Genomic DNA, 26,639 nt, shown 5'->3' on the forward strand with positions numbered 1-26,639 from the left:
ACAACATGCTGCACATACTTATTTATATCAATAAAAAAACCTCGAAGAAAAGTCCTCGAGGTTTATAGTATGTAATCGCTAGAAGTGACGATCTATGATCCGCACATTAGGCAATCGTCGTCTGCCTGACCTTCTTTGGCCTTGGCAATCAATTCCTTCATTTCGGCCGCCGTCAATGGCTGTACCTCCATATCCGTAGTTTTTGCTGTAGACTGTACAGCTTGCACAGGTACTGCTTTGGCTACTGGTGCCGCCGCAACTACCGGTTCGGATTTTTTACTGTTATCTACCGTAAACTTAATAGCATCGGCAGCAGCTTTGGTCCTTAAATAATACATCCCCGTCTTAAGTCCGCTTTTCCAAGCGTAAAAGTGCATGGAGGTAAGCTTGGAATAATTCGCATTTTCCATAAACAGGTTAAGAGACTGACTTTGGTCGATGAAATAACCACGCTGTCTAGACATGTCTATAATATCTTTCATGCTCAATTCCCAGACCGTCTTGTACAGTTCCTTAATATCCTGAGGAATACCGTCTATATGCTGGATAGAACCATTGGCGCGCATTAATTCTTGCTTTAAATTCTCGTTCCAAAGTCCTAGTTCTACTAAATCTTCCAACAGATGCTTGTTGACAACGATAAACTCTCCAGACAACACCCTACGGGTATAAATATTGGAAGTATAGGGTTCAAAACATTCATTGTTTCCTAAGATCTGGGACGTAGAAGCGGTTGGCATTGGGGCTACCAATAGGGAATTTCTAACGCCATTTTTCACGACTTCTTTACGCAATTTGGCCCAATCCCATCTTCCGGATAGGTCCTCATCGTTTATTCCCCAAAGGTTATGCTGAAATTCTCCTTTGGAAATCGGAGAGTTTTCATAAGTTGAATAGGTACCTTCTTCTTTGGCCATTTCCATGGAAGCCGTAACGGCCGCAAAGTACATGGTTTCAAAGATTTCCTGGTTCAATGCCTTGGCGGCATCGCTTGTAAAAGGCAATCGCAACATGATGAACGCGTCTGCCAATCCTTGTACTCCAAGTCCAATAGGTCTATGGCGCAGGTTAGAGTTTTCGGCTTCTTTTACCGGATAGTAGTTTCTATCGATAACACGGTTTAGGTTACGGGTTACGCGTTTGGTTACCTTATAAAGTTCTTTGTGATCGAACTCTCCGTTCTTCACGAACATTGGCAAGGCAATGGAAGCCAGGTTACATACGGCCACCTCATCTGGAGAGGTATATTCCATAATCTCCGTACATAAGTTAGACGAGCGAATGGTCCCTAGGTTCTTTTGGTTGCTCTTGCGGTTTGCTGCATCCTTGTACAGCATATATGGTGTTCCGGTTTCTATTTGGGATTCTAATATCTTTTCCCAAAGATCGCGGGCCTTTACCGTTTTACGGCCTTTATTTTCGGCTTCGTATTTTAGGTACAATGCTTCAAACTCTTCTCCATGGATTTCAAAAAGGCTTGGACATTCATTTGGACACATAAGGGTCCAAGTATCATTGTTCTCTACCCTTTTCATGAACAAGTCCGGAATCCACATCGCATAAAAAAGATCGCGGGCACGCATTTCTTCCTTCCCGTGGTTTTTCTTTAGATCTAAAAACTCAAAGATATCGGCATGCCAGGGCTCTACATAAATAGCGAAGCTTCCTTTTCTTTTTCCGCCACCTTGATCTACATATCTGGCGGTATCGTTAAATACCTGCAACATGGGTACAATACCGTTAGAGGTACCGTTGGTTCCGGCAATATACGACCCGGTAGCACGGACATTGTGAATAGATAATCCTATTCCTCCGGCCGACTGGGAAATTTTAGCGGTTTGTTTTAAGGTATCGTAAATACCATCGATACTATCGTCTTTCATCGCTAATAGAAAGCAAGAAGACATTTGTGGTTTTGGCGTCCCAGAATTGAATAATGTTGGGGTGGCATGGGTAAAATACTTTTTAGACATCAGCTCATAGGTCTCTATAGCCGCGTCTAAATCGTTTAGGTGAATCCCAATAGCAACACGCATTAACATATGCTGTGGACGTTCTGCGATCTTACCGCTTAATTTTAACAAATAAGAACGCTCCAAGGTTTTAAATCCGAAATAATCGTAGCCAAAATCTCGGTTATAAATGATGGTAGAATCTAATTTCTCGGAATTCTCCATGATTACCTGGTACACCTCATCGGATAACAAGGGTGCTTTTTTCCCTGTTCTTGGGTTTACATATTCGTAAAGATCCTTCATTGTATCAGAGAAGGATTTTTTAGTGTTCTTATGCAAGTTGGACACTGAAATACGGGCGGCCAATTTTGCATAATCAGGATGGGAAGTGGTCATGGTTGCCGCAATCTCGGCTGTCAAATTATCCAGTTCCGAAGTGGTAACCCCATCATATAGACCTTCTATTACCCTCATAGCAACCTTTAAAGGGTCTACCAGGTCATTAAGGCCATAACATAATTTTCTTACTCTAGCCGTGATCTTATCGAACATCATCAGCTCTTTTCTACCATCTCTTTTTACTACGTACATTTGCTACAATTTTTTAAATGATACCATGCTTTGGGCTACACTACACTATGTTAATTTTCTTAACATTTAATGTTATCGGCATAAAAATCCCCTTATAACCCAAAGGGGATTTAGCACTTTGATCGTTGATGTTAAATACTAAAAATCGGCGTCGAAGCTAATTTTTTGAGCATCCTCATCGTTGTCTTTTTTCACAACTCCAGCTTTCTGGTATTCGGCCACTCTTTTCTCAAAGAAATTGGTTTTTCCTTGAAGGGAAATCATATCCATAAAGTCGAACGGATTGGTAGAGTTGTATACCTTCTCACATCCTAGCTCTACCAATAAACGATCGGTTACGAACTCTAAATACTGAGTCATCAGTTTTGAGTTCATCCCGATAAGGCTTGCTGGAAGCGATTCTGTAATAAACTCTCTTTCTATATTAAGGGCATCGACCAAAATATCGGTAATACGTGCTTTAGGCACTTTATTGATCAGGTGATGATTGTGAAGGTGTACTGCAAAATCGCAATGCATTCCCTCGTCCCTGGAGATTAATTCGTTAGAGAACGTCAGTCCTGGCATTAGGCCTCTTTTCTTAAGCCAAAATATAGAACAGAAAGCACCAGAGAAGAATATACCTTCTACTGCTGCAAAGGCTATTAAGCGTTCTGCAAAACTTGGAGACTCTATCCATTTCAATGCCCAGTCGGCCTTTTTCTTGATGGCCGGGAAATTTTCGATGGCGTTAAACAACAGGTCTTTTTCCTTCTCGTCCTTTACATAAGTATCTATAAGCAAAGAATAGGTTTCGGAATGAATATTTTCCATCATGATCTGGAAACCGTAGAAAAACTTAGCTTCGGCATACTGCACTTCGCTCACAAAATTCTCGGCCAAGTTTTCATTGACAATACCGTCAGAAGCGGCGAAGAAAGCTAATATGTGCTTTATAAAATATCGTTCATCGCTATTTAATTTATTGTTCCAATCGTGTAGGTCGGTATGAAGATCTATTTCTTCAGCGGTCCAAAAACTGGCTTCACACTTTTTGTACCATTCCCACAAATCGTGATGTTTAATTGGAAAAATCACAAATCTGTTGACATTTTCTTCCAAAATAGGCTCGATAGCTACTGACATATATCTTTTTTGATTTAAAATATTCTTAAAACCAGGGTGTTATCCTACCCTCACTAGGAACGCACAAAGATTGTAAAATACCCGCAATAACTAAAGCTTATTTTGCAATAAGGCCAATAAGTTTTTAACACAAAATGTTTACATCTAAGTCTCCCTTGATGTTTGTTAGGCTCAACGGCTATTAGCTTTTTTTAAAAAAATAGTTTTAACAGCATTTTAGATTTTGGGCAAAAAAAATAAACCAAGAAGTATAGTAGAACTATACTTCTTGGTTTATTTTAGGACGCCCCGTACCGGCCGTCGATTTGATCAAAATAGTTTAAAAAATACTGCCAAAGAGTACCCTTTCCTTTGAGGTGCTGAAATTTTCAATTCCCAGAATCGGATTTACAATTATTAGGTAGTTCCCCCGAAACCTAACATATTGAATAATCCGACACCAACGAGTTGGTTGAATTTTCAAATATCAAATTTTCATCTAGTGGTTAGTTGCATAGCAACGTTTTGTTCTTTCCAACACATCTTAAGTATCATACTTACTTTGGCAGTTTAATTTTTATATCACTATTAAGCTTCTAATTTCTTTCTTCGTTTACAATAAGCCCACGGCTCTTTTTATTACCTAAACCTTATTTTTTGAATGGTGTTGGTTTTAATTCGCCCCAGTCTTATGGATCGGGTATAATGAATCATTGACCACTACATTGGTTTTATAATCTACCAACTCCCCTTCCCTTGTTGGGGTGTTTTTCCTTTCTATCCACACCGATGCCATTAATACTATCAAAAAAACAATAAAATAAACAAAGCATTTTCTCATAATCTTACATTTTAAAGCATTGTTGATCTAGTTAGTTCTGTAAGAAAAATTCGGGGCGAGATTAAAAGTATAGCATTCGTTTAAGCTGCTGAATAACAATTGTATAATCGGTAATAATTATTGTATAATTGGTTTTTCCTTATAAAACGGCGCCTAAATAGCTGTAAATCCGTGTATTTATGATCAATAATTACCTTTTAACCTCCTTTTTATCCCATTGGTCATATTTACAAGCCACTCCTACACAATGTTTCTATTTTTATTTATATTTCTTATACTATGTTAGAAGCAGTGTTAGTAGACGACGAGATAAAGGCCCTGCAAAGTCTTTCTTGGGAATTGACCAATTTTAATAAGGAAATAAAAGTAGTAGCTACCTTTACAGACCCTTTTCAGGCGCTTTTATATTTAGAGAAACACAGCCCCGACTGTTTGTTTCTAGACATAGAAATGCCTACTATGGACGGATTTCAGTTCATCCAAAAACTACATCATAAAGACTTCCCGGTCATCATCACGACGGCCTACAACCAATACGCTATAAAGGCACTAAAGAACGAAGCTTTAGATTACCTTTTAAAACCAATAGACACGGACGATTTAAAGGAAACGATCATTAAAATCAAGAAGTTTAACCAACGAGCCTACAACAGCAATAAGTTGGAAAAAATGTTATTGAAAATTAATGCCGAAACCAACCATAAGAAAATCACCATCAATACCGACGGAAAATTGTTGTTTTTACAAAGTGATGAAATCCTTTTTGCCGAATCTGACGGCAATTACAGCACCTTATTTTTAACCGACGGCCAAAAAATTGTGCTTACCAAAAAACTAAAAGAAGTCAATGAAATTCTTCCTAAAAGCATTTTTTTCAGGGTTCACAATTCTTTTATCATCAACCTTCATAAAATAAAGGAGTTTTTTAAAACAGACGGTTATTTGGTATTGGAGTCCAATCATAAAATTCCGGTTTCCAGACAAAAGAAATCCGATTTTCTAGATTTAATTTAAATTATCCATGATAAATCGCCCCCCCTCTTTAAGGTTACAGAAATTGTACATGCGGAATTATCGGGCGAGTTTTCTAAACTGCTGTTTTCTATTATGGTTTGTGTTACTCCCCTGCTCCCTCCTAAACGCCCAAGAAATTCCCGATTCATTTAAAAAACTTACGTCCACCCTGGTTATAGAGGCACCCCAATCCTATGAAGAAATAGATGCCGTTTTAAAACCAAAAAGAAACGACACCACTTATATGCAGTATGTGAACCGTATTGCCGCTCAAGAAAAATACTATGTAGGGCAGTCTTATGCCCTTAACCAAATAGGCCGAAAATACCGCAATATTTCTAGGTTCAACAGGGCGCTCGAATACCATGAAAAAGCATTAAAAGCTGCCACGGACGCCAAAAATGTAGAGTTTAAAATATTTAGTTTAAATATGTTGGGGGTGGTTTATCGCAGAATAGACGCCATTAAAACCGCGCTCGAATATCATCAGGAAGCCCTAAACTTAGCCGAGGCCATACCAAACCCTTCCAAAAGCATCAAAAGAAGTAGAAATGTATCTTTAAATGGGATTGGCAACCTATACCAAACGCTAGGACAATACGACATTGCCATTGCACAATATAAAAAATCGATGGAATTAGAATTCCAACTCCACAATCCCCTGGGACTGGCGATCAATCACCAAAACATAGGCGAATGCCTCGAAAATAAAGGGCTGTTTACAGAAGCATTGGAACATTATAACTCTTCCCTTAGTTACAACGAAGAAATAGAAAATATTAAAGGTAAGGTTATATGCAACAATAGCATAGCAAGGATCTATATTAAACAACAGAAACTAAGTCAGGCACTAGAGCTCCTAACACCCAATTTAAAAACAGCTGAAGCATTGGGCGACAAGCATATTATCACTGCTATTCACATAAATATGGGATCGGCCCTTATGAAATTAAACCAACTTAAAAAGGCAGAAACCCACCTTTTCGCAGGCTTGAAACTTGCCAACGATTTCCATTTCCCTTTTTTTGCCTCCGAAGCCAATAATTTTCTTTCAGAATTATACAAGAACAAGGGTAATTACAAAAAGGCCTTGGAGTTTTTTGTAAAAGCAGACAGTCTGCACAAGGAAATAAACAATGAGGTAAACCAGCGCTATACAAACGATCTGATCATAAAGTATGAGACTGAAAAAAAGGAAAATGAAATAACCTCTTTGGCCAAAGAAAACGAAATAATAAACCTTAGGCTCCGCCGGAACAAAAATACCCTGATCATTAGTATTATTGTTTTGGCTTTATTAATGTTTATCCTGTATATCCTATACCGTCAGAAACAACTAAAAAACGAAAAACAAATTTTAACCTTGGAGCGAAGTATGCTTCGCAGCCAAATGAACCCACACTTCTTATTCAACACCCTAAATTCGATTAAATTATACATCATCAACAACGAAAAAAAGAATGCGGTGCACTACCTCAACAAATTCTCTAAATTAATCCGGAAAATTTTGGAATCATCTTCCCTAAAAGAAATTTCTTTGGCCGATGAACTAGACACCATCGCCCTTTATATGAATATAGAGAACATTCGATTTTCCAATGAAATAAATTTCAAGGTCCATTTAGACCCCAGCTTAGATCCTCATACCATTAAGATTCCCTCTTTGATCCTTCAGCCATTTTTAGAAAACGCCCTATGGCATGGACTCTCTTCCAAGGAAGGCGAAAAGCACATAGCGCTATCGGTAACCCAGGAGAACAAAGATTTTATTAAGATTAGTATAAAAGACAATGGTGTGGGCCGTGAAGCTTCGGAAAAAATCAAAAAAAACAAGTCCCTGAAGCGAAAATCGATTGGCATCGCCATTACCAAGCAACGACTTGCCAATTTTTCCAAGGATTACCAAAACTCCTTTCAGGTAGAAATTTTAGATCTCTACCGTACAGACAAGGCTTGGAGCACCGAGGTTGTCCTACACATCCCTACCCATTAGAATGCTCTTCGGCAATTTTTTCTAAATCGGCATACCATTGTTTACCGAACTTTCTAATTAAAGCTTCTTTGACAAACTTATAAACAGGTACTTTAAGCTCGCTACCCAAGGAACATGCAGTGTCGCAGATTTCCCACTTATGGTAATTGACAGCGGTAAGCTCTGTATATTCTCGTACACGAACAGGGTACATATGGCAGGAAACCGGTTTTTTCCATTTCGTTGCCCCTTGATTGTAGGCTTCTTCCAACCCACATTTTGCGGTACCATTATCCGAAAAAGTTACGTAAGCACATTCGCTTCCGTTCACCAAAGGAGTTTCCCACTCCCCATCTTCGCCTCGGATAAAGGCGCCTTGTTTTTCTATTTCAGCAATCCCTTCTGGGCGTAAGAATGGTTTTACCTTACTATAGATATCCACTAATATCTCGGTTTCCTTGTCTTCCAAGGGTGCCCCAGCATCGCCATCGACACAACACGCCCCCTTACAAGCATTTAAATTACACACAAAATCATTTTCTATGATTTCTTCGGATACTATTGTTTTCCCTAACTGGAACATAATACTGATTTAAGCTGCAAAGATAATTCTTTCATTGGATTAATTTTTCTTTTAATTAATTCAAAAGCTCCCAATAAACCGTAAATTTGCCGAAGCTTAGTCCAATAAGCTTTGGCTGAGTTAATCACTATCTTTTTATAAATCAATGGATTTACATTTTAATTTAAGGGAAATTGTCACGGCAAGCATGGTACTTTTTGCTGTCATCGATATTGTTGGAAGTATCCCTATTATTATCAACCTAAGAAACAAAGTAGGCCATATCGAATCTGGAAAAGCTTCTGTGGTTTCTGCTTGTATCATGGTTGCCTTTTTGTTTGTTGGTGAGGAGATATTAAAACTTATCGGAATAGATGTTAACTCCTTTGCCGTTGCCGGGGCATTTATTATTTTCTTTTTGGCGATCGAAATGGTTTTAGGAGTAACCCTTTACAAAGACGATGAGGCCGAAACCGCTTCTATTGTCCCTATCGCATTCCCCCTGATTGCTGGTGCCGGTACTGTAACCACCCTGCTTTCGTTACGGGCGGAGTACTACGTAGAGAATATTATTGTAGCCATTATAATAAATGTTATTTTTGTATACTTTGTATTAAAGTCTTCTAGCAAAATAGAAAGGCTATTGGGAAAAAACGGACTTAACGTAATTCGTAAAATATTTGGGGTTATCTTATTGGCTATTGCCGTAAAATTATTCACCGCCAACATCAATCAATTATTTTAACCGTATTTTTCTTCTACAAGAATTAAACAGATAAATACTTAGGCTTAAAAAAGAATTCAAATGAACAAAGCAGTCACCATTGTCCTAATTGTAATAGCGATCGCTATCATAGCTTATAATGTAACCTTAGTAGATTTCGGTAATCCTTTTCAAGGAGACAGCACTATAGCCCTAATAGGTATAGCGGCTTCTTTTTGTGCCATTCTGCTCTTATTAATTTATACGACCGCTAAGAAGATTCAAAAAAAGGTAGAGGAGGAGTAATCCTTGTCTACCATTATTTATTTTCAGGTTCGCTAAGGGGTATAACTTCCTTGTCCATCTCCAATACTTTTTGCAACATGGCATCGCCTTCGCTCTTTATTTCGGCGTAGGTATTGGCATCGAACAATTGCTCTGCTAAGGAAGCCTTTAAAAAGAGTTTTATTTTCTTTTGGTAGGCATACAGATCCATGTTCAAATTATTGGAAATACAGTACTCGGAAAACAATCCAAATAGTATATCATCTACTTGGAAGTCTTTTACAAATGTTTCCTTGGAGTAATCGGCATACTGGGCTCTATTTTCATCTAAATGCTCAAAGATAAAGCGCGAAAAAAGGCCTCCGCTTTCCCAATTCTCCCAGGCCAGGGTCTCATAGTTTTCTATAGGCACAAAAACATCTGGAATAATGCCCCCGCCTCCGTAAACCACTTTGCCTTTTGGGGTTTTAAACTTCAAGGAATCGGCCAACTTAATACTATCTACTGAAAAAAGCTCTCCACTGTGAAAGCGTTCGGTAAATCTTTGATAATAGTCCCTATTCCCGTTGGCATATGATTTTTGGATCGATCGTCCGGTTGGGGTATAATACCTAGACACGGTTAGTCGGATAGCCGAGCCATCGCCCAAATCCATTTCGCGTTGTACCAAGCCTTTCCCAAAGGACCTACGCCCCACAATGGTCCCCAGGTCATTGTCTTGCAAGGATCCGGCAATAATTTCGCTCGCCGAAGCCGAACGCTCATTGATCAACACATATACCGGCTTGTCTTCAAAGCTTCCCTTTTTGGTCGCAAAAACCTTATCGATCTTTCCCTTCTTGTTTTTAGTGAACAATATAAGCTTGCCCTCCGATAGGAATTCATCGGCCATTTGCTCGGCAATCCCTAAGTATCCACCAGGGTTATCCCTGAGGTCCAAGGTCAATTTTTGAGCACCCAGGGCCTGCAATTTTTTTAGGGCGGTCTTAAACTCTTTAAAAGTGGTCTCTGCAAACCTGTTCACTTTAATATAGCCCATGGTTGGACTAAGCATATAATAGGCATCGACACTTTTTATGGGAATAACATCGCGTTTTACGTTCACCCTGAAGAATCGTTTGTCTTCTTTTCGGTATACCTGCAATTCTACGGGGCTTCCCTTTTCCCCTTTCAGCTTTTCAATGATAACATCATTGGGAATACTCTCTCCGAACAAGGTGTCCTTATCTGCCATCAAGATACGGTCTCCCGCCTTTAATCCCTTTAAAAAACTAGGTCCGTTTTCTATAGCCCTGATGATGGAAATTGTATCCTTGTACATATAAAAACTAACCCCAATCCCGACAAAGTCGCCCTTCATGTTCTCGGACACCTTATCCATTTCCTGTTTGGGAATGTAAACGGAATGCGGGTCTAATTTTTCAAGAATATTGTTTACGGTAATATCTACAATACTATCCGTATTGATCTCATCGACATACTCGTAATCTATATAATCTATTAATCTGTTGAGCTTATCTTTTTTGGAGTTGGTCGTAAACAGTTTCTCTGGCGAATCGTTAAAGTTAAGCTTGCCCCCCACAAATATGCCCACAGCCATGGATGCGGCAATAATGGTAGGCCATAGATATGAGCTTTTCTTTTTCATCTGTTTACTTTTTATTATTGGCCACGTACAGCCATCTAGCAAGGAATACTGATAATTTTATTTGTCTTCTCGGCTACTGTGGTCCCCTACAGTTTGGCACTCAACAAAAAACACCTTATTTCAGCATATTTTTAAACCGTAACTATAGAAGGCATATGTACCAATTCTACTCCTGCTTTTTCTAAAAACTCCAAGCCCGAAGGATCCTTGTACCATGTTTGATATACAACACGTTTTATGCCAGACTGGTGGATGAGCTTACTACATTCTTTACACGGTGATAAAGTAATATACAAGGTAGCGCCTTCACAGGATTGGGTAGAGGATGCTACTTTCGAAATTGCATTGGCTTCTGCATGCAACACGTACCATTTTGTATACCCTTCCTCATCTTCACAATCGTTTTCAAAACCGGTGGGGGTGCCGTTATAACCATCAGAAATGATCATCCTGTCCTTTACGATAATTGCTCCTACCTGTTTGCGGCTACAAAAAGAGAGCTTCCCCCATTCACTGGCCATACGGAGATAGGCCTTATCGTACTTCTCTTGTTTAAGTTCTTTCATTTAGTATGTATGCTATAATCCCTAACGTATGGTCAGTAGTTTTCTTATCGATAGACCATAATATAAGTCACTAGGGTTCACTTTACAAAGGTAAGCGAACTTTTTTTATCCTCAGGGCCAACAGCTAGGCTAATTTTAAACCAAACCTACCCAAGAATACTATAAAAAGTTGTTTTTTTCTATTTAAGAGGTAGGATTACCAAGGATAGGTCGCTACCAACATGGGGATGGTCATTAATAATATCAGGACAGATCCGGTTAGGATAAAATAAGATTGTTTTACTTTTCCCAACGCCTGTACTAGATAAGCCAAGACCAAGACCATAAGTATAATGGACACCTGTGATAGCTCTATTCCCGTTGCAAATCCTAAAAGTGGCGTTAATTTATCCTCTTCCCCTGCCATCAACATTTTAAAATAGTTAGAAAATCCAAACCCGTGAATCAGCCCAAAAAAAGACGTTGCCACAACCAAAAAGTCGAAACGCCCATGTGCGGCACCGTTTTTAATACGCATCAGATTGTAGGCCGCCGTTAAGAAAATGGTGATCGGGATTAAAAATTCTATCAACCCCACATCTACCGTTAAAACCCCATAAGAAGACAGTCCCAATGACAGGCAATGGGTTATGGTAAAAACAGTCGCCAATACCAACAGTTGTTTCCAACGTAAAAAGGTAAAGGGCAATGCCAAAGCCGTTAAAAACAAAATATGATCATAAGCAGAAAAATCTAACACATGATCTAATCCCAATTGTATATAAAACCAAAAATTGTTCATTTCAAAAATTTAAATAACAGTTTCAAACATACAATTTTTATTTAGCGACCCTTCTCTTTTCACATCTCTTTAAGAAAATTTTTAGAATTTTAAGTAACCTAAATAATTCATACAGAACCCAATAAAAGTTTTATTTATAATTAGTCTAAATAAGTTTTATAAACAAAAACACTTCTTTTATATTTGCCCTTCTAATTTTAATTAAGTCTAAATAAGATGTACAATAAGTCATTATTCCTATTAATTGCCCTATGCCTTCAGTTCGGGTATGCACAAGAAGGAAAAATAAACGGAAAAGTTTTTAATGAAGGGCACGATGCTATTTCCTATGCTTCCGTAGTCCTAGAATCAGCCGCTGTAGGAACGGCTGCAGATGAAAACGGAAATTTCACGATTAACCACCTAAAACCGGGAGAATACACCCTTAAAGTAAGTTCTGTAGGCTACCAAACCTATGTTGAAAATATTAGCATAAAGGAAAATGAATCGCTAGCCATAGAGGTTCATCTTAAGGATGGGATGCTATTAGACCAGGTAGAAGTTTTTGGAAACCGCTATGAGCATCCGGACAAGATAGAAGCGCTGACCAGATTGCCCTTAGCGCCCTACGAACAAATACAAAGTATTTCCATCATTTCTGAAAAACTGATAGAACAGCAAGGAAATTTGACCATTTCCGATGCTACTAAAAACGTTCCCGGGGTTTATACCTTTGCCACCTACGGCAATAAAAGAGAGAGTATGTCCTCTAGAGGGTTTAGGGGTATTCCTATCCTAAAAAATGGCGTTAGAGTAAATTCCGATTTTAGGGGAGTGGGTATTTTAACAGACATGCAAGGCGTAGACAACATTCAGGTTCTTAAAGGAGCTACTGCCATTACCCAGGGAGTTGCTACCGATTTGGGAAGCCCGGGCGGCGTCATTAATATAGTCACCAAAACTCCTGTCTATCAATTTGGGGGCAATACGGCCCTACGTGTTGGCAGCTTTGGCCAGGCAAGAACCACCTTTGACGTGTACGGACCTTTAAACGAGCACAAAAACCTAGCCTTTAGAATTAACGGTGCCCTAGAACGTGCCGATGGCTTTAGAAAAGGAATTTCTTCTGAAAGGTTCTACATCAATCCATCTTTGGAATGGCGGGTAGACGATAAGACAAAGCTTAGCTTTGAAATGGACTATATGGACGATAGCAGAACACCAGATCTAGGTACTGTAAACTTAAATGAAAACGATATCAATGCCATTTACGACATGCCATACGAGCAGTTCCTAGGGTATAAGAACGATAAGGCCATCACTCAAAACGCTAGCTACGCTGTAAGATTCAGCCGTAACCTTACCGATAAATTAAGCTTAAAGGCCGCCTATTACAAATCGAGTTTAGACTTGGATGACAAGGGTGCCAGTTTGGGAAATGTTATAAACGATGCCGACGGAAATCCGCAATACGAACTTCGAAAAAGAGGGTATGCCGTATCTACAAGGAGCGACGACAACAGCGTAATACAATTTGACTTGGTGGGAGACAAACTAAAAACAGGAAATATCAGCCATACTTTTCAAGTAGGTTTTGATTATAGAACCACCACCTTTAACACCTTTAACCAAAGTGTTTCTACCGTAGACAGCATCAACGTCTTTACGGGAATAAACAACAGCCTTCCAGGAGCATTAGCCTTTGGTGCGGCCAAGGAAGGCGGGGCTTCCTCTAGATCTATTGGGTTTGTTGCCCAAGACGTTATATCCTTCAACTCCTGGTTAAAAACATTCTTAGGGGTACGTTATAGCACCACCCAGACTAGTACTGCTACCGAAACTACCAATAGCAACGCCTTTAACCCGCTGTTTGGTCTTGTATTGAATCCGGTTAACAACCTAAATGTTTTTGCCTCCTATACCAATAGCTCTTACCCAAGAACGGCTACCCGTTTAGACGTAGAAGGAAGAGAATTGGGCAACGAGCGTTTTGACCAATTGGAAGCCGGGATAAAAACGAATTGGCTAGACAATCGCCTTCGATTTAATCTTACCTTCTTTAAAATTAACAACAAGAATATTAACCTAGCCGTTTATGACGAGAACTGGGTGGCGACCGGTTTCTATGAAAAAGGCGGAAATGACGAACGCAAGGGTATTGAAGTAGAACTTACTGGTAGAATCCTAGAAAACCTTGAGGTTATTACAGGCTATTCTTATATAGACGCACAATACAAAGAACACAATGCCTATGTCTATGGCTCGTCACCACTAAACACCCCAAAACACACCTTTAACGCCTATGCCAATTACGGGTTTAAAGGAAGATTAAACGGCCTGTCCCTAGGTGCCGGAGCTTACTACACCGGGGAAAGACCTATTAATGACTGGAGCTCGGGAGCCATCACCCATGAGGGTATTGTCCCTAACCAAAAACCATTTGATGTAGCCGCCTACACCTTGGTAAACGCACAAGCATCCTACCAATTAAACAAGCACTGGAACTTTAGGGTTCTTATGAATAATATGTTTAATGAAATAGGCTACAATGCTTACCGTACTAGGTATATCAACCAAACAGATCCAAGAAATTTTGCTGGGGTCGTTTCGTACTCCTTCTAATCTATTCAGCAACACTTTTTAATTCATATAAGGTGCGGGTTCCTCCCCGCACCTTCCCCTTTTCAAATCAGTATTCCCATGACTAAAAAGAAATCGTACACCTTTAGAAAATTTATCAACGACATCCATTTATGGTTAGGCCTTATCAGTGGTATTATACTTTTTATAATTTGTTTTACGGGGACGGTACTGACCTATGAAAAGGAAATTAAGGCCTTCTTTTCCGAAGAACCACAAATAGAAGCGGTTGGCGAAAAACAAGCGGTAGCTGCATTAGCGGCCAAACTAACGGCACACACGGCTGGCTTGGTCACAAGGGTTAGCATCCTAGAAACCGCCGAGGCTCCCTACGCCTTTACCGTAAAAAAAGATCCTAAAGAGCGTAGAGGAACTACCTATTTAATGAACCCTTATACCGGCGAAATCCTTCAGAATAAGGAAAATCCGGCAGATGGATTTATGATGACCATGTTTAAACTGCACCGTTGGCTGCTGTTAGATATTCCATGGGGAAGACCCATTATTGGAATAGCTACTATTATTTTTATCATCCTAAGCATAAGTGGACTGGTGTTGTGGTTTCCTAAAAAATTAAAATGGAAGAATTTAAAACATGGCCTAAAAATAAAAACCGATGCCAATTGGAAACGAATTAACCACGATCTGCACAATACCTTGGGCTTCTATGCCTGTATATTTTTATTGGTGATGGGCTTAACCGGACTTTGTTGGTCTTTTGAAGGCTATAGAGAAGGTATGGGAAATATTCTGGGCACAAAGGTCTTTGGCAACAGGGATATCAGCTTTTCCGAAAACACCCTGGCAAAAGAGGGCACGCCCATAAGTTATGACAAGGCCATTGCCTTAGCGAATAATAATTTTTCTTTTAGCGGTAAATTAACCCTGTCCTTCCCCTCGGAAAAAACACCTTATTACACCATGCAGAAATACGATAGCAATAGCTGGCTGCCCAATGCTGCCGATAGCTATATTGTAGACCTGTATGGCAATACCCTTCATAAGGAACTCTTTAGGGAGAAACCCTTGAATGTACAGATAGCCACTATGATTAAACCCTTGCATACGGGCGATATTTTTGGAGGTTTCTCCAAATTCCTTTATTTCATCGCCTGCCTTATCGGAACCAGTCTCCCCATTAGCGGGACCCTTATTTGGTGGAACAAGCTGAAAAAGAACAAGGGCAAGCAGCCTTCTCCGAACAAAAAAATTAAAGCAAACTAATAGGTCGTGGCCCGTATAGATTAGGACGGACTTATCAATAAGTACGCTTAGCCGTTTTATAATTATTTGGGCGTTCCCTCCTTCGTCGGGCGGGCCCTTGGCTATATCCCTTGCGTTGCTGCGGGGATGCCGCCGCGGTCCCTAACGCGAAATTAGGTGCCATTAATTTCCAGGGCATAGTTTGCATACAAGCAAAAAAAGGGGGCGCATCTGCATGCGCCCCCTATATCATTAAAGAGTCGTAAAGTTCTTATTTACAGACTTCCTCTTTCTTTCTGAATGGTCTCATAGGCCTTCTGAACTTCTTTAAACTTTTCTTCAGCCCCTTTTTTAATAGCTTCATTTTCGGTATTTACCCTATCTGGGTGATACTTTTTAGCCATATCACGGTATGCCTTTTTTACTTCCCCATCGGTAGCAGACTTCTCTATTTCCAAGATTTTATAGGCATTGTCGGCCGATTTGATAAACATGGCCTTAATACTCTCAAAATCGATCATGCTTACCCTAAAATAAGTCGCTATTTCTCGGATCTTATCAATTTCCGACGCCCTCACTTGGCCATCGGCCTGGGCAATCCCGAACAGAAAGTGCAACAATTGCAATCTTACCTCGTAACGGGTACGTTGGTTTAGGTAGGAACATACCTTTTGGGCAGAAATTTCATTTTTCTTGACTACTTCGTTGAACGTCCTAAAAATAGCATTGGCCTTTTCTTTGCCGTAAGTACCTACAAAATACTGCTGTACATAAGCCATTTCGGACGGACTAACCGAGCCATCGGCCTTGATAACAATAGAACAAAGCGACAGCAGTTGTAACTCAAAATCTTCTGGGGACACCTTCTGTGGCTTTACCTCCCCAAAAATAGAGCCTCCTCCCCCACTTTTACTATTACTGCTTCTACTTAAATTTTCGATAAAACTTCCTATAAGGAAGCCTATTACAGCTCCTGGGAATCTATATAAAAAAAATCCTAATACTGCGGCAAACCATTTCATCATCTGAATACAAAATTTTGGCAAAGATATAATTTAATGGAAGAACTGAAGCTCTAATGAAAAGTTAAGGTATTCCGCTAAAATGCTACAAATTAGTTATCTTTGAAAACTATATTATTAATCGAATAAAATAAATACTTATGTATCCTGCGGAATTAGTAAAACCAATGAGACAAGACTTGGCATCTGCCGGGTTTGAAGAATTATATACTGCCGATGCGGTAGAAGCGGCTATCAGTAAAGAAGGAACTACTTTAGTAGTCGTAAACTCTGTTTGTGGATGTGCTGCTGCCAATGCTAGACCAGCGGCAAAAATGAGCTTGCAAAACAACAAAAAACCAAGCAACTTGGTAACCGTTTTTGCAGGGGTAGATACCGAAGCTGTAAACGCTGCCAGAAGTTTAATGGCTCCTTTCCCTCCATCTTCGCCAAGTATGGCCTTGTTTAAGGACGGTGAATTGGTTCATATGATAGAGCGTCACCATATTGAAGGACGTCCGGCAGAAATGATCGCCGATAACCTTATGGAAGCTTATAACGAATTTTGTTAATTCACAACTTCTTTATTACCTTGCGTATAAAAGAATTTTGATATAAACCGCTTTGAAAAGAGCGGTTTTTTATTTTTGTACCATGCAAAAAATACTCGCCTATCCTTTAACCATAGTCTATTTTCTGTTTTTTGGGAGTACCCTATTAATATTTCATCCCATACAATGGATCTGTTTTAACCTTTTTGGATATGACGCCCATAGAAAAAGTGTCGCCTTATTAAACCTCAGCTTGCTGCGATGTACCCATATCTTGGGAACCAGGTATACCTTTAACAATCCGCATTCCATTCCTACCGATAGGCCTACTATTATTGTCATGAACCATCAAAGCATGCACGATATTCCGCCTATTACCTGGTATTTAAGAAAACACCATCCTAAATTTGTCAGCAAACAAGAACTGGGTAAAGGCATCCCTAGTGTTTCCTATAATTTAAGACATGGGGGCTCTGTGCTGATCAACAGAAAAGACAGCCGCCAGTCCCTGACCGAAATAGGGAAATTAGGCAGTTATATTGCCCAGCACAATCGTTCGGCCGTAATTTTTCCGGAAGGTACCAGAAGCAAAACCGGAGCCCCGAAAAAATTTCACACCATCGGGCTAAAAGTACTGATGAAAAAAGCGCCCAATGCTTTGATCATCCCCATTAGTATCAATAACTCATGGAAAATGCTGAAATATGGAAAATTCCCTAAAGGAATTGGCAACCATATTACCCTGGACGTACACGCACCCATGGAAATTTCGGGAGACTTAGATGTACTCATCGAGCAATTAGAACAAACCATCACCCAAGGGATTCTTCCTGTAAATGATTAATGTAACACCCAAGCTTCCCATGAGTACAACCTCCTATATTGAACAAACCATTGCTTTTGTAAAAGAGACGCTCAAAGATGCCGAAGGCGGCCACGATTGGTTCCATATTGAGCGTGTATATAAAAATAGCCTCCTCCTTGCAAAGGATGAGAAGGTCGATACCCTAGTGGTTAGCTTAGCTGCTTTGTTGCACGATATTGCAGACCCTAAATTTCATGACGGGGACGAAACAATTGGTCCTAAAACGGCAAGGGAATTTTTAGCCACCTTGTCCATAGACCAAAAATCAGTAGACCATATTATCCTTATCATAGAAAACATCTCCTATAAATCGAGCTTAGGAAACAAACCTAGTTTCTTTTCCCAGGAATTGGCCGTTGTCCAAGATGCCGATCGCTTGGATGCCATTGGTGCCATAGGCGTAGCACGTGCCTTTAATTATGGCGGGTTTAAAAACAGGGGGATGTACGATCCCGAAATTGCTCCTAATTTAAATATGAGCAAGGAAGAATACAAAAATTCACAAGCGCCAACCATTAACCATTTTTACGAAAAGCTTTTACTGCTAAAGGATAAGATGAATACGGAAACGGGGAAACGCATAGCCGAAAAACGACATCAGTTCATGATTGATTATCTGGAGCAGTTTTACAATGAGTGGAAGGGCATTGTATAACATTCTATACTTCCCTACTATCCTAATTTAAGGAAGCTTGCATTTTGGTTTTTTTTGTATCTTCAAACCCTATTACCAAAAATGAATCCGAAATGCAACGAAGAAAGTTTATTAAAAATGTAGCAGCCACCTCAGCTGTTTTTTCTATAGTTCCCAGTTTTGTAATGGGAAAAACCCATGTTCCACCTAGTGATACGCTGTATGTTGGAGCTTTTGGTATCGGTGGCCGTGGTGCCGGAGTTATTAGTGAACTCACCAAAACCAATAGGGTTAAGTTTGTAAGTCTTTGCGACGTTGATGACAGGCAAGTAAAACAAAGTCAGGCCTTGCACCCTAAAGCAAAAAGGTATAAAGACTTTAGAAAAGTGTACGACAATCACCTCAATGATATGGATGCCATTATGGTGGCCACTCCAGACCATACCCATGCCGCTATAGCGCTTCCCTTTATGCGTGCCAAAAAACACGCCTATGTAGAAAAGCCATTGACCCACAATATTAACGAAGCCCGTATCATGACCCAAGTTGCTAAGGAACATGGTCTGGTAACCCAAATGGGAAACCAAGGTGCTTCTAGCGATGGCAGTAGAGTTGCCAGAGAATGGGTAGAATCTGGAATTATCGGAGATGTATACAAAGTAGACTGTTGGACCAACCGCCCAGTATGGCCACAAGGACTACCAAAGCCTTCAGAAAAGCAACGTGTTCCTAAGGAACTAGATTGGGACCTATGGTTAGGACCTGCCGCCATGCGCGATTATAATGAGGCCTACCTGCCCTTTAAATGGAGAGGCTGGTGGGACTTTGGAACTGGCGCCTTAGGCGATATGGGATGCCATATTATGGAGACTCCTTTTAGTGTACTGGATTTAGGGTACCCAACAGAAGCCGAAGCGAGTTGTACGACCGGTTGGATTGGCGATTTTAAAGAAGCTAACTACAGCGATTCTTGCCCTCCTTCCTCTATTGTTAGACTTAAATTTAATACCCCTAAACACGGGGAAATAGCCTTAAACTGGTATGATGGTGGTTTGATGCCCGATTTACCGGACGAACTTAAAGATGGAGAAACCATTGGAAGTTGGGACGGTGGTTCTATTTTTTACGGTACTAAAGGAATCTTGGTTACCGATACCTACTCTAGAAACGCCCGTTTATTGCCATCGAATCTTATGAATATGATTTCGGCGCCAGAACCTTACTTGGAACGTATTGATGGCGGTTTCAATGGCCACCAGAAAAACTGGGTAGACGGATGTCTTAACGGTATAAAAACCTCATCGGATTTCACAAAATCCGGACCGCTGACCGAAGCTGTTCTGATGGGGAATTTAGCCATTAAAGCCTATCAGTACAAAGTACTAAAAGAAGGTAAAAAAGTAGGAGATTGGGATCCTTATGATTATCCAGGAAGACGCAAGATCCTTTGGGATGGTGCTAATATGAAGGTCACCAACTATGAAAAGGCCAACGAATGGGTAAAAGGTACCTACCGTAAAGGCTGGGAGCTTAGTTAACCCAACTATAAACCACTAAAAAACCCCCTTGGCGCTATACCAAGGGGGTTTTTTACTGTAATCCATATATTGGTCTTAATCACAATTGCCAGAGACATCGCAGGTTTTCCCTTCTATGATATCTAGGCCCGAATTTTCTTTTTCATAGGCTGCCCAAGCATTTTCCAAAGTTTCCAAAAAGACTTCGCTGGGCTGTGCTCCAGAAACCCCATATTTATTGTTCAACACAAAAAAGGGCACCCCGCTAATACCTAAATTCCTAGCCTCCATTTGGTCTTGTCTTACCTCATAGGTAAAATCGTCCGAAGCTAACATCGTACGAACTTCTGTTTCATCCAATCCGTGAGAGGCTCCCAATGCTGCAAGAAAATCGATATCATCAATGTTTTTCCCCTCTACCAATTGTGCACTTAATAAGGCTTCTTTTAAACTATCTACAGAACCTTTTGTTTTGGCGAAATGCAATAACCTATGTGCCTTTAATGAATTTGCAGGTACGGATTTCTCTAAATTAAAATCTATCCCGGCGTCCTTGGCCATTTGGGTGGCGCCCTCGAACATTTGCATAGCCTGCTCCTTTTCAATTCCCTTGGAACCTATAAAATGCTCAATGGCATTCATATCGGTTTGGGTCTCTAAACTAGGGTCTAGTTCAAAACTCTTCCAAGCTATCTGAATCTTATCGCTATGGGCAAAATCTTTTAAAGCCGCTTCAAATTTTCTTTTCCCAATATAACAAAAGGGACATCTAATGTCTGACCAAATACTAATTTCCATTTATTTGTTTTTTTTTGTTGTTCATTATTATAATCGCCACCATACATAAGGATTATAAAGCATCCTTCTTCTAAATTTAGCGATTCGTACCCTGCTGCTATTTTCAAATAGGAAGAATATTCTCCCCCAAAAATACATAGCAACCATATTTACCTGCTATTAGACTCCTTAGCTGTCCTATCCTTACAAGAAGTTTATAAAATTAATCTAGTCTTCCTAAGTTTTAAAATAACCTCAGCTGTCCTTGGACATTGGGCCAGTGTATTTTGTTTTCTTCGTACAAGGTCATATTTAGTTGGGGCAGATTTTTACCCTTAAAATATCGGTGTTTGGCAAGGCGTACCATATCGCGAATCTGTTGTGCCATTACCCCCTCGCCCTTAGTGCGGATTCCAATGCGGCTGTCGTTTAATTGTCCCCCATGGCACTCCCGAATCTGTTGCAAAACCTTTTCTGCCTTATCGGGCATGGTTTTTCGGATCCAATCTTCAAATAGCTGTCCGATTGCACCATTGAGCCGAACTACCGTGTAGCCAAAGGACAAGGCCCCGTATTCTGATACTGCCTTGGCCAAGGGCAATACCTCATGACTATTGATTCCCGGGATGATTGGGGCCAACATGGCATTGACCGGAATATTATGTTCTGATAAAACCGCTATGGTTTCCAAGCGTTTTTTAATACTAACCGTTCTTGGTTCCAATATCCGCCTAGTATCCTCGGAAAGGGAAGTGACAGATAAATGTACCCCAATTAATTGGTGCTTGGCCAACTCTTTCAATATATCCAGATCCCTTAAGATCATGGCATTTTTGGTGATTATACCCACGGGATGCTTATATTTTAAGAACACCTCTAGGCACGCCCTAGTTATCCTATATTGTTTTTCGGCAGGCTGATAACAATCGGTATTCCCCGAAAGGACAATGGTCTGTGCTTTCCAGCTTTTCCGTTTTAAAAAAGCTTCCAATAATTTGGGCGCATCTTCCTTCACCAATATTTTGCGCTCAAAATCGAGACCGGCACTGTATCCCCAGTACTCATGCGTGTTTCTGGCAAAACAATACACACAGCCGTGCTCACATCCTTGATAGGGATTCATGGAGTACAGCATCCCTGCATCGGGATTTGTAATTTTATTGACAATGGTTTTTGGAAAAATCGGGAGGTATTGGGTATGGTTGTTTTGGGCGGCTTCGCCTTCGATATGGCAGAATTCCAAGAAATCATCCCGCATTTCATAGCTATATGCCGAAAACTTATTGGCAGTATTCTGCTGGGCCCCACGTCCTTTTATATATTCTCCCTGCTTCAAAATATGGATTTTATCCAAATTTATGGATTATTTCCTATTCTTAACCAGAAATTGTAGATTTTAACAGGTTGATGGTTCCTTTATTTTTCTTTGTCAATCCAATAAAGGAAATAGGACGACACCGCATTATTTACGACTACCAACGGCCGAAGGTACTACCGGTTCTATGATCACTTTAACCAATTGTTTTCTAGAACCTCTCTTGGCGTAGAAAAGCAACTTTCCTTCACTTTTATTTATAAGGGGCATAGAGACCATCAGTGGTAGTCTTGCCTCTTTATCGTCAATAATTTTATCGTAACTTATCTGTCCTTTTTTGTCCAAACAAATCGCAAACACGTTTCTATTTCTTCCTAGTCCCTGTTTAAAAATAAGTCTTTCCCCCGTTAATAATTGTGGATTTTCTGCGGCAGTACTAATTACAAAATAAGTGTTATCTCCTTCGGCATAGGAGCTATAGGAGGCATATGCCCCGTCACCTTGGGTTACTTCGGCCTTATTAATGTTTCGTGCCCAAACCATTTCGCCATTAGCCGTTAATTTAGCACTTACAATATCATTGTAATGATATCTATCTATTTTGATCCGGGTACCGGCTCCCCCATCTTGCATCCCCGAGGTCACAAAATACTCCTCGGCATTGTACAGAATATCATTTTCTGAATTGACGCTAAGGTTCTTAAAAATCAGGTTTTTCACTTCTAATTTCTCCGACCTTCCGTACTTATCTTCCATAAACTGCTGGGAAAACGGATGGTATTTTTTGGAATTCACAGTCAATTTAAGGGGATCAATATCAAAATAAGCCAAGCCGTTGTAACGGTTATCCTTTCTGTCGGCGTAAAAACCAACACATAGCAACTTATCACCTAGGAGCAGTGGTTTAAGCGATTCCGAAAACTTCCCTACATCATCAAAATGTTGTGTTTTGAGCCCATTTTTGGACATTTGTACCAATTCGTACTGAAACCGTCGGTCTGTAGTTTGAAACCGTTTTTTCCTAAAAAAAGCCTTCCCAATCAGGTACACCTGTTTTTGATCGGGGGATATCACCATATGCTCGAATCCATATATTTTCTCCTCTATTTCCTGTGAAAAATCGTGCTCCATGAGCTTGTTAAGAGCTGTATCAAACAGATACATAAAATGCTTGTCACCTTCTTCTGTTCTAAACTGAGAACTGATGACAAATGCCGTTTTGGCTTCATTAAAAAAAACAGATGATGTAAATAGGGACGAAAACTTACGATCGTAATAATTGTGATCTAAGGGAGTAACTACTTCTTTAGAAGGTATGCATAGAATGGTCTGTTGGGTAAAATCATAATTGGTTATAGAACTTCTATGTACCACATAATCATAGGATTCCTTTTTTGTATTGTATTCTAACAACAACATATGTAGCTGTCCATTTTTTACAAAGGCATTCACAAAATCGGGGCCTTTAAGCTTGTAATTATACTCCGCAATTAATTCCAGGTCTTTATTATAGTGTTCTATAAAGTATCCCTTTGGTTTAAGGACCATCCCGGTGTAGTAAGATCTTACTAAAATAGTCCCTCCATGGCCATCTTCGGAGATTGCCAAAAGGTTGGAATATTTATACCGATCGTGATATTGTTCTCCCAACTGGTAACTGACGGGCAATTGTTGTGCCTTTATTTTAAATAGGCAGCCGAAAATAAATAGGACAAAAACACAGTTCTTGAATTTCATGGGCATAATTTTCCAGTAGGCATTACTTCCCTGGAAAATCTGCTTTTCTTTTTTCTAAAAAGGCGGTCGTCCCCTCCTTAAAATCGGCAGTGCCAAAACAAATGCCAAAAGCTTCCATTTCTGTTTTATACCCATTGATATTGTATTTAAAACCAGCATTTACCGATTTTATTGCATACCTCATGGCAACCGGCGAATTATTACTGATTTTGGCGGCCATTTTTTTACACACTTCCATTAACTGTTCCTGAGTTACCACCTCATTGACCAATCCATATTCCAGGGCTTTTTTTGCATCGATCATGCTTGCGCTCAGGATCATTTCCATGGCCCGCCCTTTACCTACAAGCTGAGGCAAGCGCTGGGTACCCCCATAACCGGGAATAACCCCTAAAGAAACTTCTGGCAGTCCCATTTTGGCATTATCACTACTAATCCTAAAATGGCAAGCCATCGCCAATTCTAGTCCACCGCCCAGGGCAAAGCCGTTGATAGCTGCAATTACGGGAGTGGATAGATTTTCTACAAAATCGAATAGAATCTCCTGTCCCTTTTCTGCCAAGCGAGCTCCCTTTTTCATTGAGAATTTAGCAAACTCGGCAATATCGGCACCGGCAACAAAGGCCTTCTCCCCACTTCCGGTCAGAATAATAACCCTTACGTCCTTGTCGCTATCCAACATCTCAAAAGCCTTGTGAAGCTCCTTGATCGTTTCTTTGTTAAGGGCATTTAATTTTGATGGCCTGGTAATGGTCAGTATTGCGATTCGGTCTTGGGTTTGAATATCTAAATTTTCAAATTTCATGATAGTGGTGTTATTTGGTTGTTTCTTTTATCAGGGCATAAAGCCCACTTAGGAAGCTAGGGTAATGTTAAGCTTGCTTCTCCGTGCTCTCCTTTTCTTTTGCTATTGGGAATTTAACAATAAATTCCGTTCCTTTTAAAGGTTCCGAACTAAATTCTATGCTTCCTTTATAGGTTTCAACAATATTTTTTACCATTCCCAATCCTAGCCCCATTCCACTGGTTTTGGTCGTAAATTTTGGTTCAAAGACCTTTTCTTTTACTTTTTCTGAAATCCCTACCCCATTATCTGCAATGGTCAGTTTTACGTATTCTCCTTCCCTGGCCACCGACACTTGGATATTGGGAACTTCGACATCGGCTATAGCTTGAGTCGCATTTTTCACCAAATTCGTCACCACTCTAATCAATTGGGTTCGGTCTAATTTGGCAATAATACTGTCTTCCTCTGCAGAAAAATGGATATAATTCTCATTAAAAATATCGACCGCCAATTTTACGATGTTTACCACGTTTAGAGTTTCGTTTTGCTGTGCGGGCATATTGGCAAAGTTAGAAAAAGCCGATGCTATACTGCTCATAGTGTCTATTTGTTGAATAAGCGTCTTAGAATATTCGGATACCTTTTGGATGATATCGGGGTCATTGGGATTAAACCTACGTTCAAAGCTTTGAACGCTCAATCGCATAGGAGTCAATGGGTTCTTTATTTCATGGGCAACTTGTTTGGCCATTTCTCGCCACGCCTGTTCGCGCTCGCCCTTGGCCAATTTTGCGGCACTGATCTCCAATTCGTCTATCATCTCATTATAGGCAACAATAAGTTTTCCTATTTCTTGACTCGGATTGTCCACTATAATTTTCTCGTTGCGCTTATTTAATTCGGTCTGATTTAGTTTTTCTGAGATCGTTTGTAGGGACCTCGTTATATATTTGGAGATAAAATAGGCCAAACCAATAGCCAATAACAACATCAGTACATACACCCCTGTCAACCGAATTAGAAACTCTTTTAATTCCTTATCGTTAAAAGAATTGTCCTCAAAATAAGGCAGGTTTAAAATACCGATAGGTTTAAATTGATAATCGGTGATATAGGTATAGGAAGCCTGATAATTATAGCCTGCAGTAGATTTTTCCTCAACGTACCGTTTTTTAGAAGACCGGTGCAAATTATTTAAAACTTCGGCATCCAAACAAAGGGAAAGGGAATCGATCTCAAATTTGGGCCTTGAACTTTTTATCAGCCCGCCCTGTAAATCGTAGATATTAAAATTCATTTTTTGTACCGATGCTATCTCATAGATATCATCCTTAAAAATGAGTTCTAAATTTTCGGTAGTCACAGGATAGGTGGTCTTTTGAAGAGTAAGCTCTATACTTTGCTTAATCTGTTCCTCCTTTCTCAACATCCTATCCTGGTGGTAGTCCCTAGATTGCTCCCTATATTGGTAAATGGTGACGGCCGCAATCAATACCGATGCTATAAGCACCAATAATATCATGGAAATAAAAATTCGGGATCTTAGGGATATATTCGTAAACAATTCTATTCTATTTTTATGTTAAACGCGCATCGTTCCTTTAAAAATCT

Annotated in this window: 23 protein-coding genes; 10 read left to right on the top strand and 13 right to left on the bottom strand. The window is 39.9% G+C overall.

Going from position 1 to position 26,639, the window contains the following annotated elements:
* Window positions 1-92: 92 nt before the first annotated feature.
* From HCG49_RS09050 to HCG49_RS09060, 3 genes are all read right to left on the bottom strand, one after another.
* Complete coding sequence (locus tag HCG49_RS09050) at window positions 93-2,546, bottom strand: ribonucleoside-diphosphate reductase subunit alpha (RefSeq protein WP_168469210.1); 2,454 nt, start codon at window positions 2,544-2,546, stop codon at window positions 93-95.
* Between the two features lie 138 nt (window positions 2,547-2,684).
* Window positions 2,685-3,671: a ribonucleotide-diphosphate reductase subunit beta gene (locus HCG49_RS09055; protein ID WP_168469211.1), complete on the bottom strand. Its 987-nt coding sequence runs from the start codon at window positions 3,669-3,671 to the stop codon at window positions 2,685-2,687.
* A 652-nt stretch (window positions 3,672-4,323) separates the two neighbouring features.
* Window positions 4,324-4,491 (bottom strand): hypothetical protein, encoded by a 168-nt coding sequence (locus tag HCG49_RS09060; protein WP_168469212.1) that lies wholly within the window; start codon window positions 4,489-4,491, stop codon window positions 4,324-4,326.
* A gap of 279 nt (window positions 4,492-4,770) precedes the next feature.
* Between HCG49_RS09060 and HCG49_RS09065 the strand changes: the two genes are divergently transcribed.
* Both HCG49_RS09065 and HCG49_RS09070 read left to right on the top strand, forming a co-directional pair.
* Window positions 4,771-5,505 carry a LytR/AlgR family response regulator transcription factor gene (locus HCG49_RS09065; RefSeq protein WP_168469213.1) on the top strand — a complete coding sequence of 245 codons (735 nt, stop codon included), beginning with the start codon at window positions 4,771-4,773 and terminating at the stop codon, window positions 5,503-5,505.
* Window positions 5,506-5,554: 49 nt separating this feature from the next.
* Entirely contained in the window at window positions 5,555-7,498 is a 1,944-nt protein-coding gene (locus HCG49_RS09070) for a tetratricopeptide repeat protein (protein WP_168469214.1), read from the top strand.
* On the opposite strand, the gene HCG49_RS09075 is transcribed toward HCG49_RS09070, so the two are convergent.
* On the bottom strand, window positions 7,488-8,060 hold the full coding sequence (locus tag HCG49_RS09075; protein WP_168469215.1) for a DUF3109 family protein: 573 nt from the start codon (window positions 8,058-8,060) through the stop codon (window positions 7,488-7,490). The genes HCG49_RS09070 and HCG49_RS09075 overlap by 11 nt on opposite strands.
* Before the next feature lie 145 nt (window positions 8,061-8,205).
* On the opposite strand from HCG49_RS09075, the gene HCG49_RS09080 reads away from it, so the two are divergent.
* Together HCG49_RS09080 and HCG49_RS09085 are read left to right on the top strand one after the other, a co-directional pair.
* Entirely contained in the window at window positions 8,206-8,784 is a 579-nt protein-coding gene (locus tag HCG49_RS09080; protein WP_168469216.1) for a MarC family protein, read from the top strand.
* A gap of 60 nt (window positions 8,785-8,844) precedes the next feature.
* Window positions 8,845-9,048, top strand: a complete 204-nt coding sequence (locus HCG49_RS09085; protein WP_168469217.1) for a hypothetical protein — start codon at window positions 8,845-8,847, stop codon at window positions 9,046-9,048.
* A 13-nt stretch (window positions 9,049-9,061) separates the two neighbouring features.
* Here HCG49_RS09085 and HCG49_RS09090 read toward each other — a convergent pair whose 3' ends face one another.
* The 3 genes from HCG49_RS09090 to HCG49_RS09100 form a co-directional block, all read right to left on the bottom strand.
* Complete coding sequence (locus tag HCG49_RS09090) at window positions 9,062-10,675, bottom strand: S41 family peptidase (RefSeq protein ID WP_168469218.1); 1,614 nt, start codon at window positions 10,673-10,675, stop codon at window positions 9,062-9,064.
* Between the two features lie 131 nt (window positions 10,676-10,806).
* A complete protein-coding gene (locus HCG49_RS09095; protein ID WP_072762758.1) occupies window positions 10,807-11,241 on the bottom strand; it encodes a deoxycytidylate deaminase in 435 nt (144 codons plus the stop codon).
* Between the two features lie 196 nt (window positions 11,242-11,437).
* Window positions 11,438-12,022 (bottom strand): HupE/UreJ family protein, encoded by a 585-nt coding sequence (locus HCG49_RS09100; protein WP_168469219.1) that lies wholly within the window; start codon window positions 12,020-12,022, stop codon window positions 11,438-11,440.
* 216 nt (window positions 12,023-12,238) lie between these two features.
* On the opposite strand from HCG49_RS09100, the gene HCG49_RS09105 reads away from it, so the two are divergent.
* Together HCG49_RS09105 and HCG49_RS09110 are read left to right on the top strand one after the other, a co-directional pair.
* On the top strand, window positions 12,239-14,623 hold the full coding sequence (locus tag HCG49_RS09105) for a TonB-dependent receptor (protein WP_168469220.1): 2,385 nt from the start codon (window positions 12,239-12,241) through the stop codon (window positions 14,621-14,623).
* A gap of 78 nt (window positions 14,624-14,701) precedes the next feature.
* Window positions 14,702-15,865: a PepSY-associated TM helix domain-containing protein gene (locus tag HCG49_RS09110; protein ID WP_168469221.1), complete on the top strand. Its 1,164-nt coding sequence runs from the start codon at window positions 14,702-14,704 to the stop codon at window positions 15,863-15,865.
* Window positions 15,866-16,119: 254 nt separating this feature from the next.
* On the opposite strand, the gene HCG49_RS09115 is transcribed toward HCG49_RS09110, so the two are convergent.
* Entirely contained in the window at window positions 16,120-16,869 is a 750-nt protein-coding gene (locus tag HCG49_RS09115) for a TerB family tellurite resistance protein (RefSeq protein ID WP_168469222.1), read from the bottom strand.
* A gap of 137 nt (window positions 16,870-17,006) precedes the next feature.
* Between HCG49_RS09115 and HCG49_RS09120 the strand changes: the two genes are divergently transcribed.
* The 4 genes from HCG49_RS09120 to HCG49_RS09135 all read left to right on the top strand — a co-directional run bounded on the left by HCG49_RS09120 (window position 17,007) and on the right by HCG49_RS09135 (window position 20,433).
* Window positions 17,007-17,417: a BrxA/BrxB family bacilliredoxin gene (locus tag HCG49_RS09120; RefSeq protein WP_168469223.1), complete on the top strand. Its 411-nt coding sequence runs from the start codon at window positions 17,007-17,009 to the stop codon at window positions 17,415-17,417.
* Window positions 17,418-17,499: 82 nt separating this feature from the next.
* A complete protein-coding gene (locus tag HCG49_RS09125; RefSeq protein ID WP_168469224.1) occupies window positions 17,500-18,240 on the top strand; it encodes a lysophospholipid acyltransferase family protein in 741 nt (246 codons plus the stop codon).
* Between the two features lie 19 nt (window positions 18,241-18,259).
* Window positions 18,260-18,916 carry an HD domain-containing protein gene (locus tag HCG49_RS09130; protein WP_168469225.1) on the top strand — a complete coding sequence of 219 codons (657 nt, stop codon included), beginning with the start codon at window positions 18,260-18,262 and terminating at the stop codon, window positions 18,914-18,916.
* A 92-nt stretch (window positions 18,917-19,008) separates the two neighbouring features.
* Complete coding sequence (locus tag HCG49_RS09135; RefSeq protein ID WP_168469226.1) at window positions 19,009-20,433, top strand: Gfo/Idh/MocA family protein; 1,425 nt, start codon at window positions 19,009-19,011, stop codon at window positions 20,431-20,433.
* Window positions 20,434-20,508: 75 nt separating this feature from the next.
* Here the strand turns inward: HCG49_RS09135 and HCG49_RS09140 are convergent, their stop codons facing one another.
* From HCG49_RS09140 to HCG49_RS09160, 5 genes are all read right to left on the bottom strand, one after another.
* Entirely contained in the window at window positions 20,509-21,210 is a 702-nt protein-coding gene (locus HCG49_RS09140) for a DsbA family oxidoreductase (protein ID WP_168469227.1), read from the bottom strand.
* 223 nt (window positions 21,211-21,433) lie between these two features.
* A complete protein-coding gene (locus tag HCG49_RS09145) occupies window positions 21,434-22,525 on the bottom strand; it encodes a PA0069 family radical SAM protein (protein ID WP_168469228.1) in 1,092 nt (363 codons plus the stop codon).
* 126 nt (window positions 22,526-22,651) lie between these two features.
* Window positions 22,652-24,241, bottom strand: a complete 1,590-nt coding sequence (locus HCG49_RS09150) for a hypothetical protein (protein WP_168469229.1) — start codon at window positions 24,239-24,241, stop codon at window positions 22,652-22,654.
* 22 nt (window positions 24,242-24,263) lie between these two features.
* Entirely contained in the window at window positions 24,264-25,046 is a 783-nt protein-coding gene (locus HCG49_RS09155) for an enoyl-CoA hydratase/isomerase family protein (protein WP_168469230.1), read from the bottom strand.
* 67 nt (window positions 25,047-25,113) lie between these two features.
* Window positions 25,114-26,550 (bottom strand): sensor histidine kinase, encoded by a 1,437-nt coding sequence (locus HCG49_RS09160; protein WP_168469362.1) that lies wholly within the window; start codon window positions 26,548-26,550, stop codon window positions 25,114-25,116.
* Between the last annotated feature and the right edge of the window lie 89 nt (window positions 26,551-26,639).

It is taken from the genome of Arenibacter sp. 6A1 (assembly GCF_012272855.1).
Classification (GTDB): Bacteria; Bacteroidota; Bacteroidia; order Flavobacteriales; family Flavobacteriaceae; genus Arenibacter.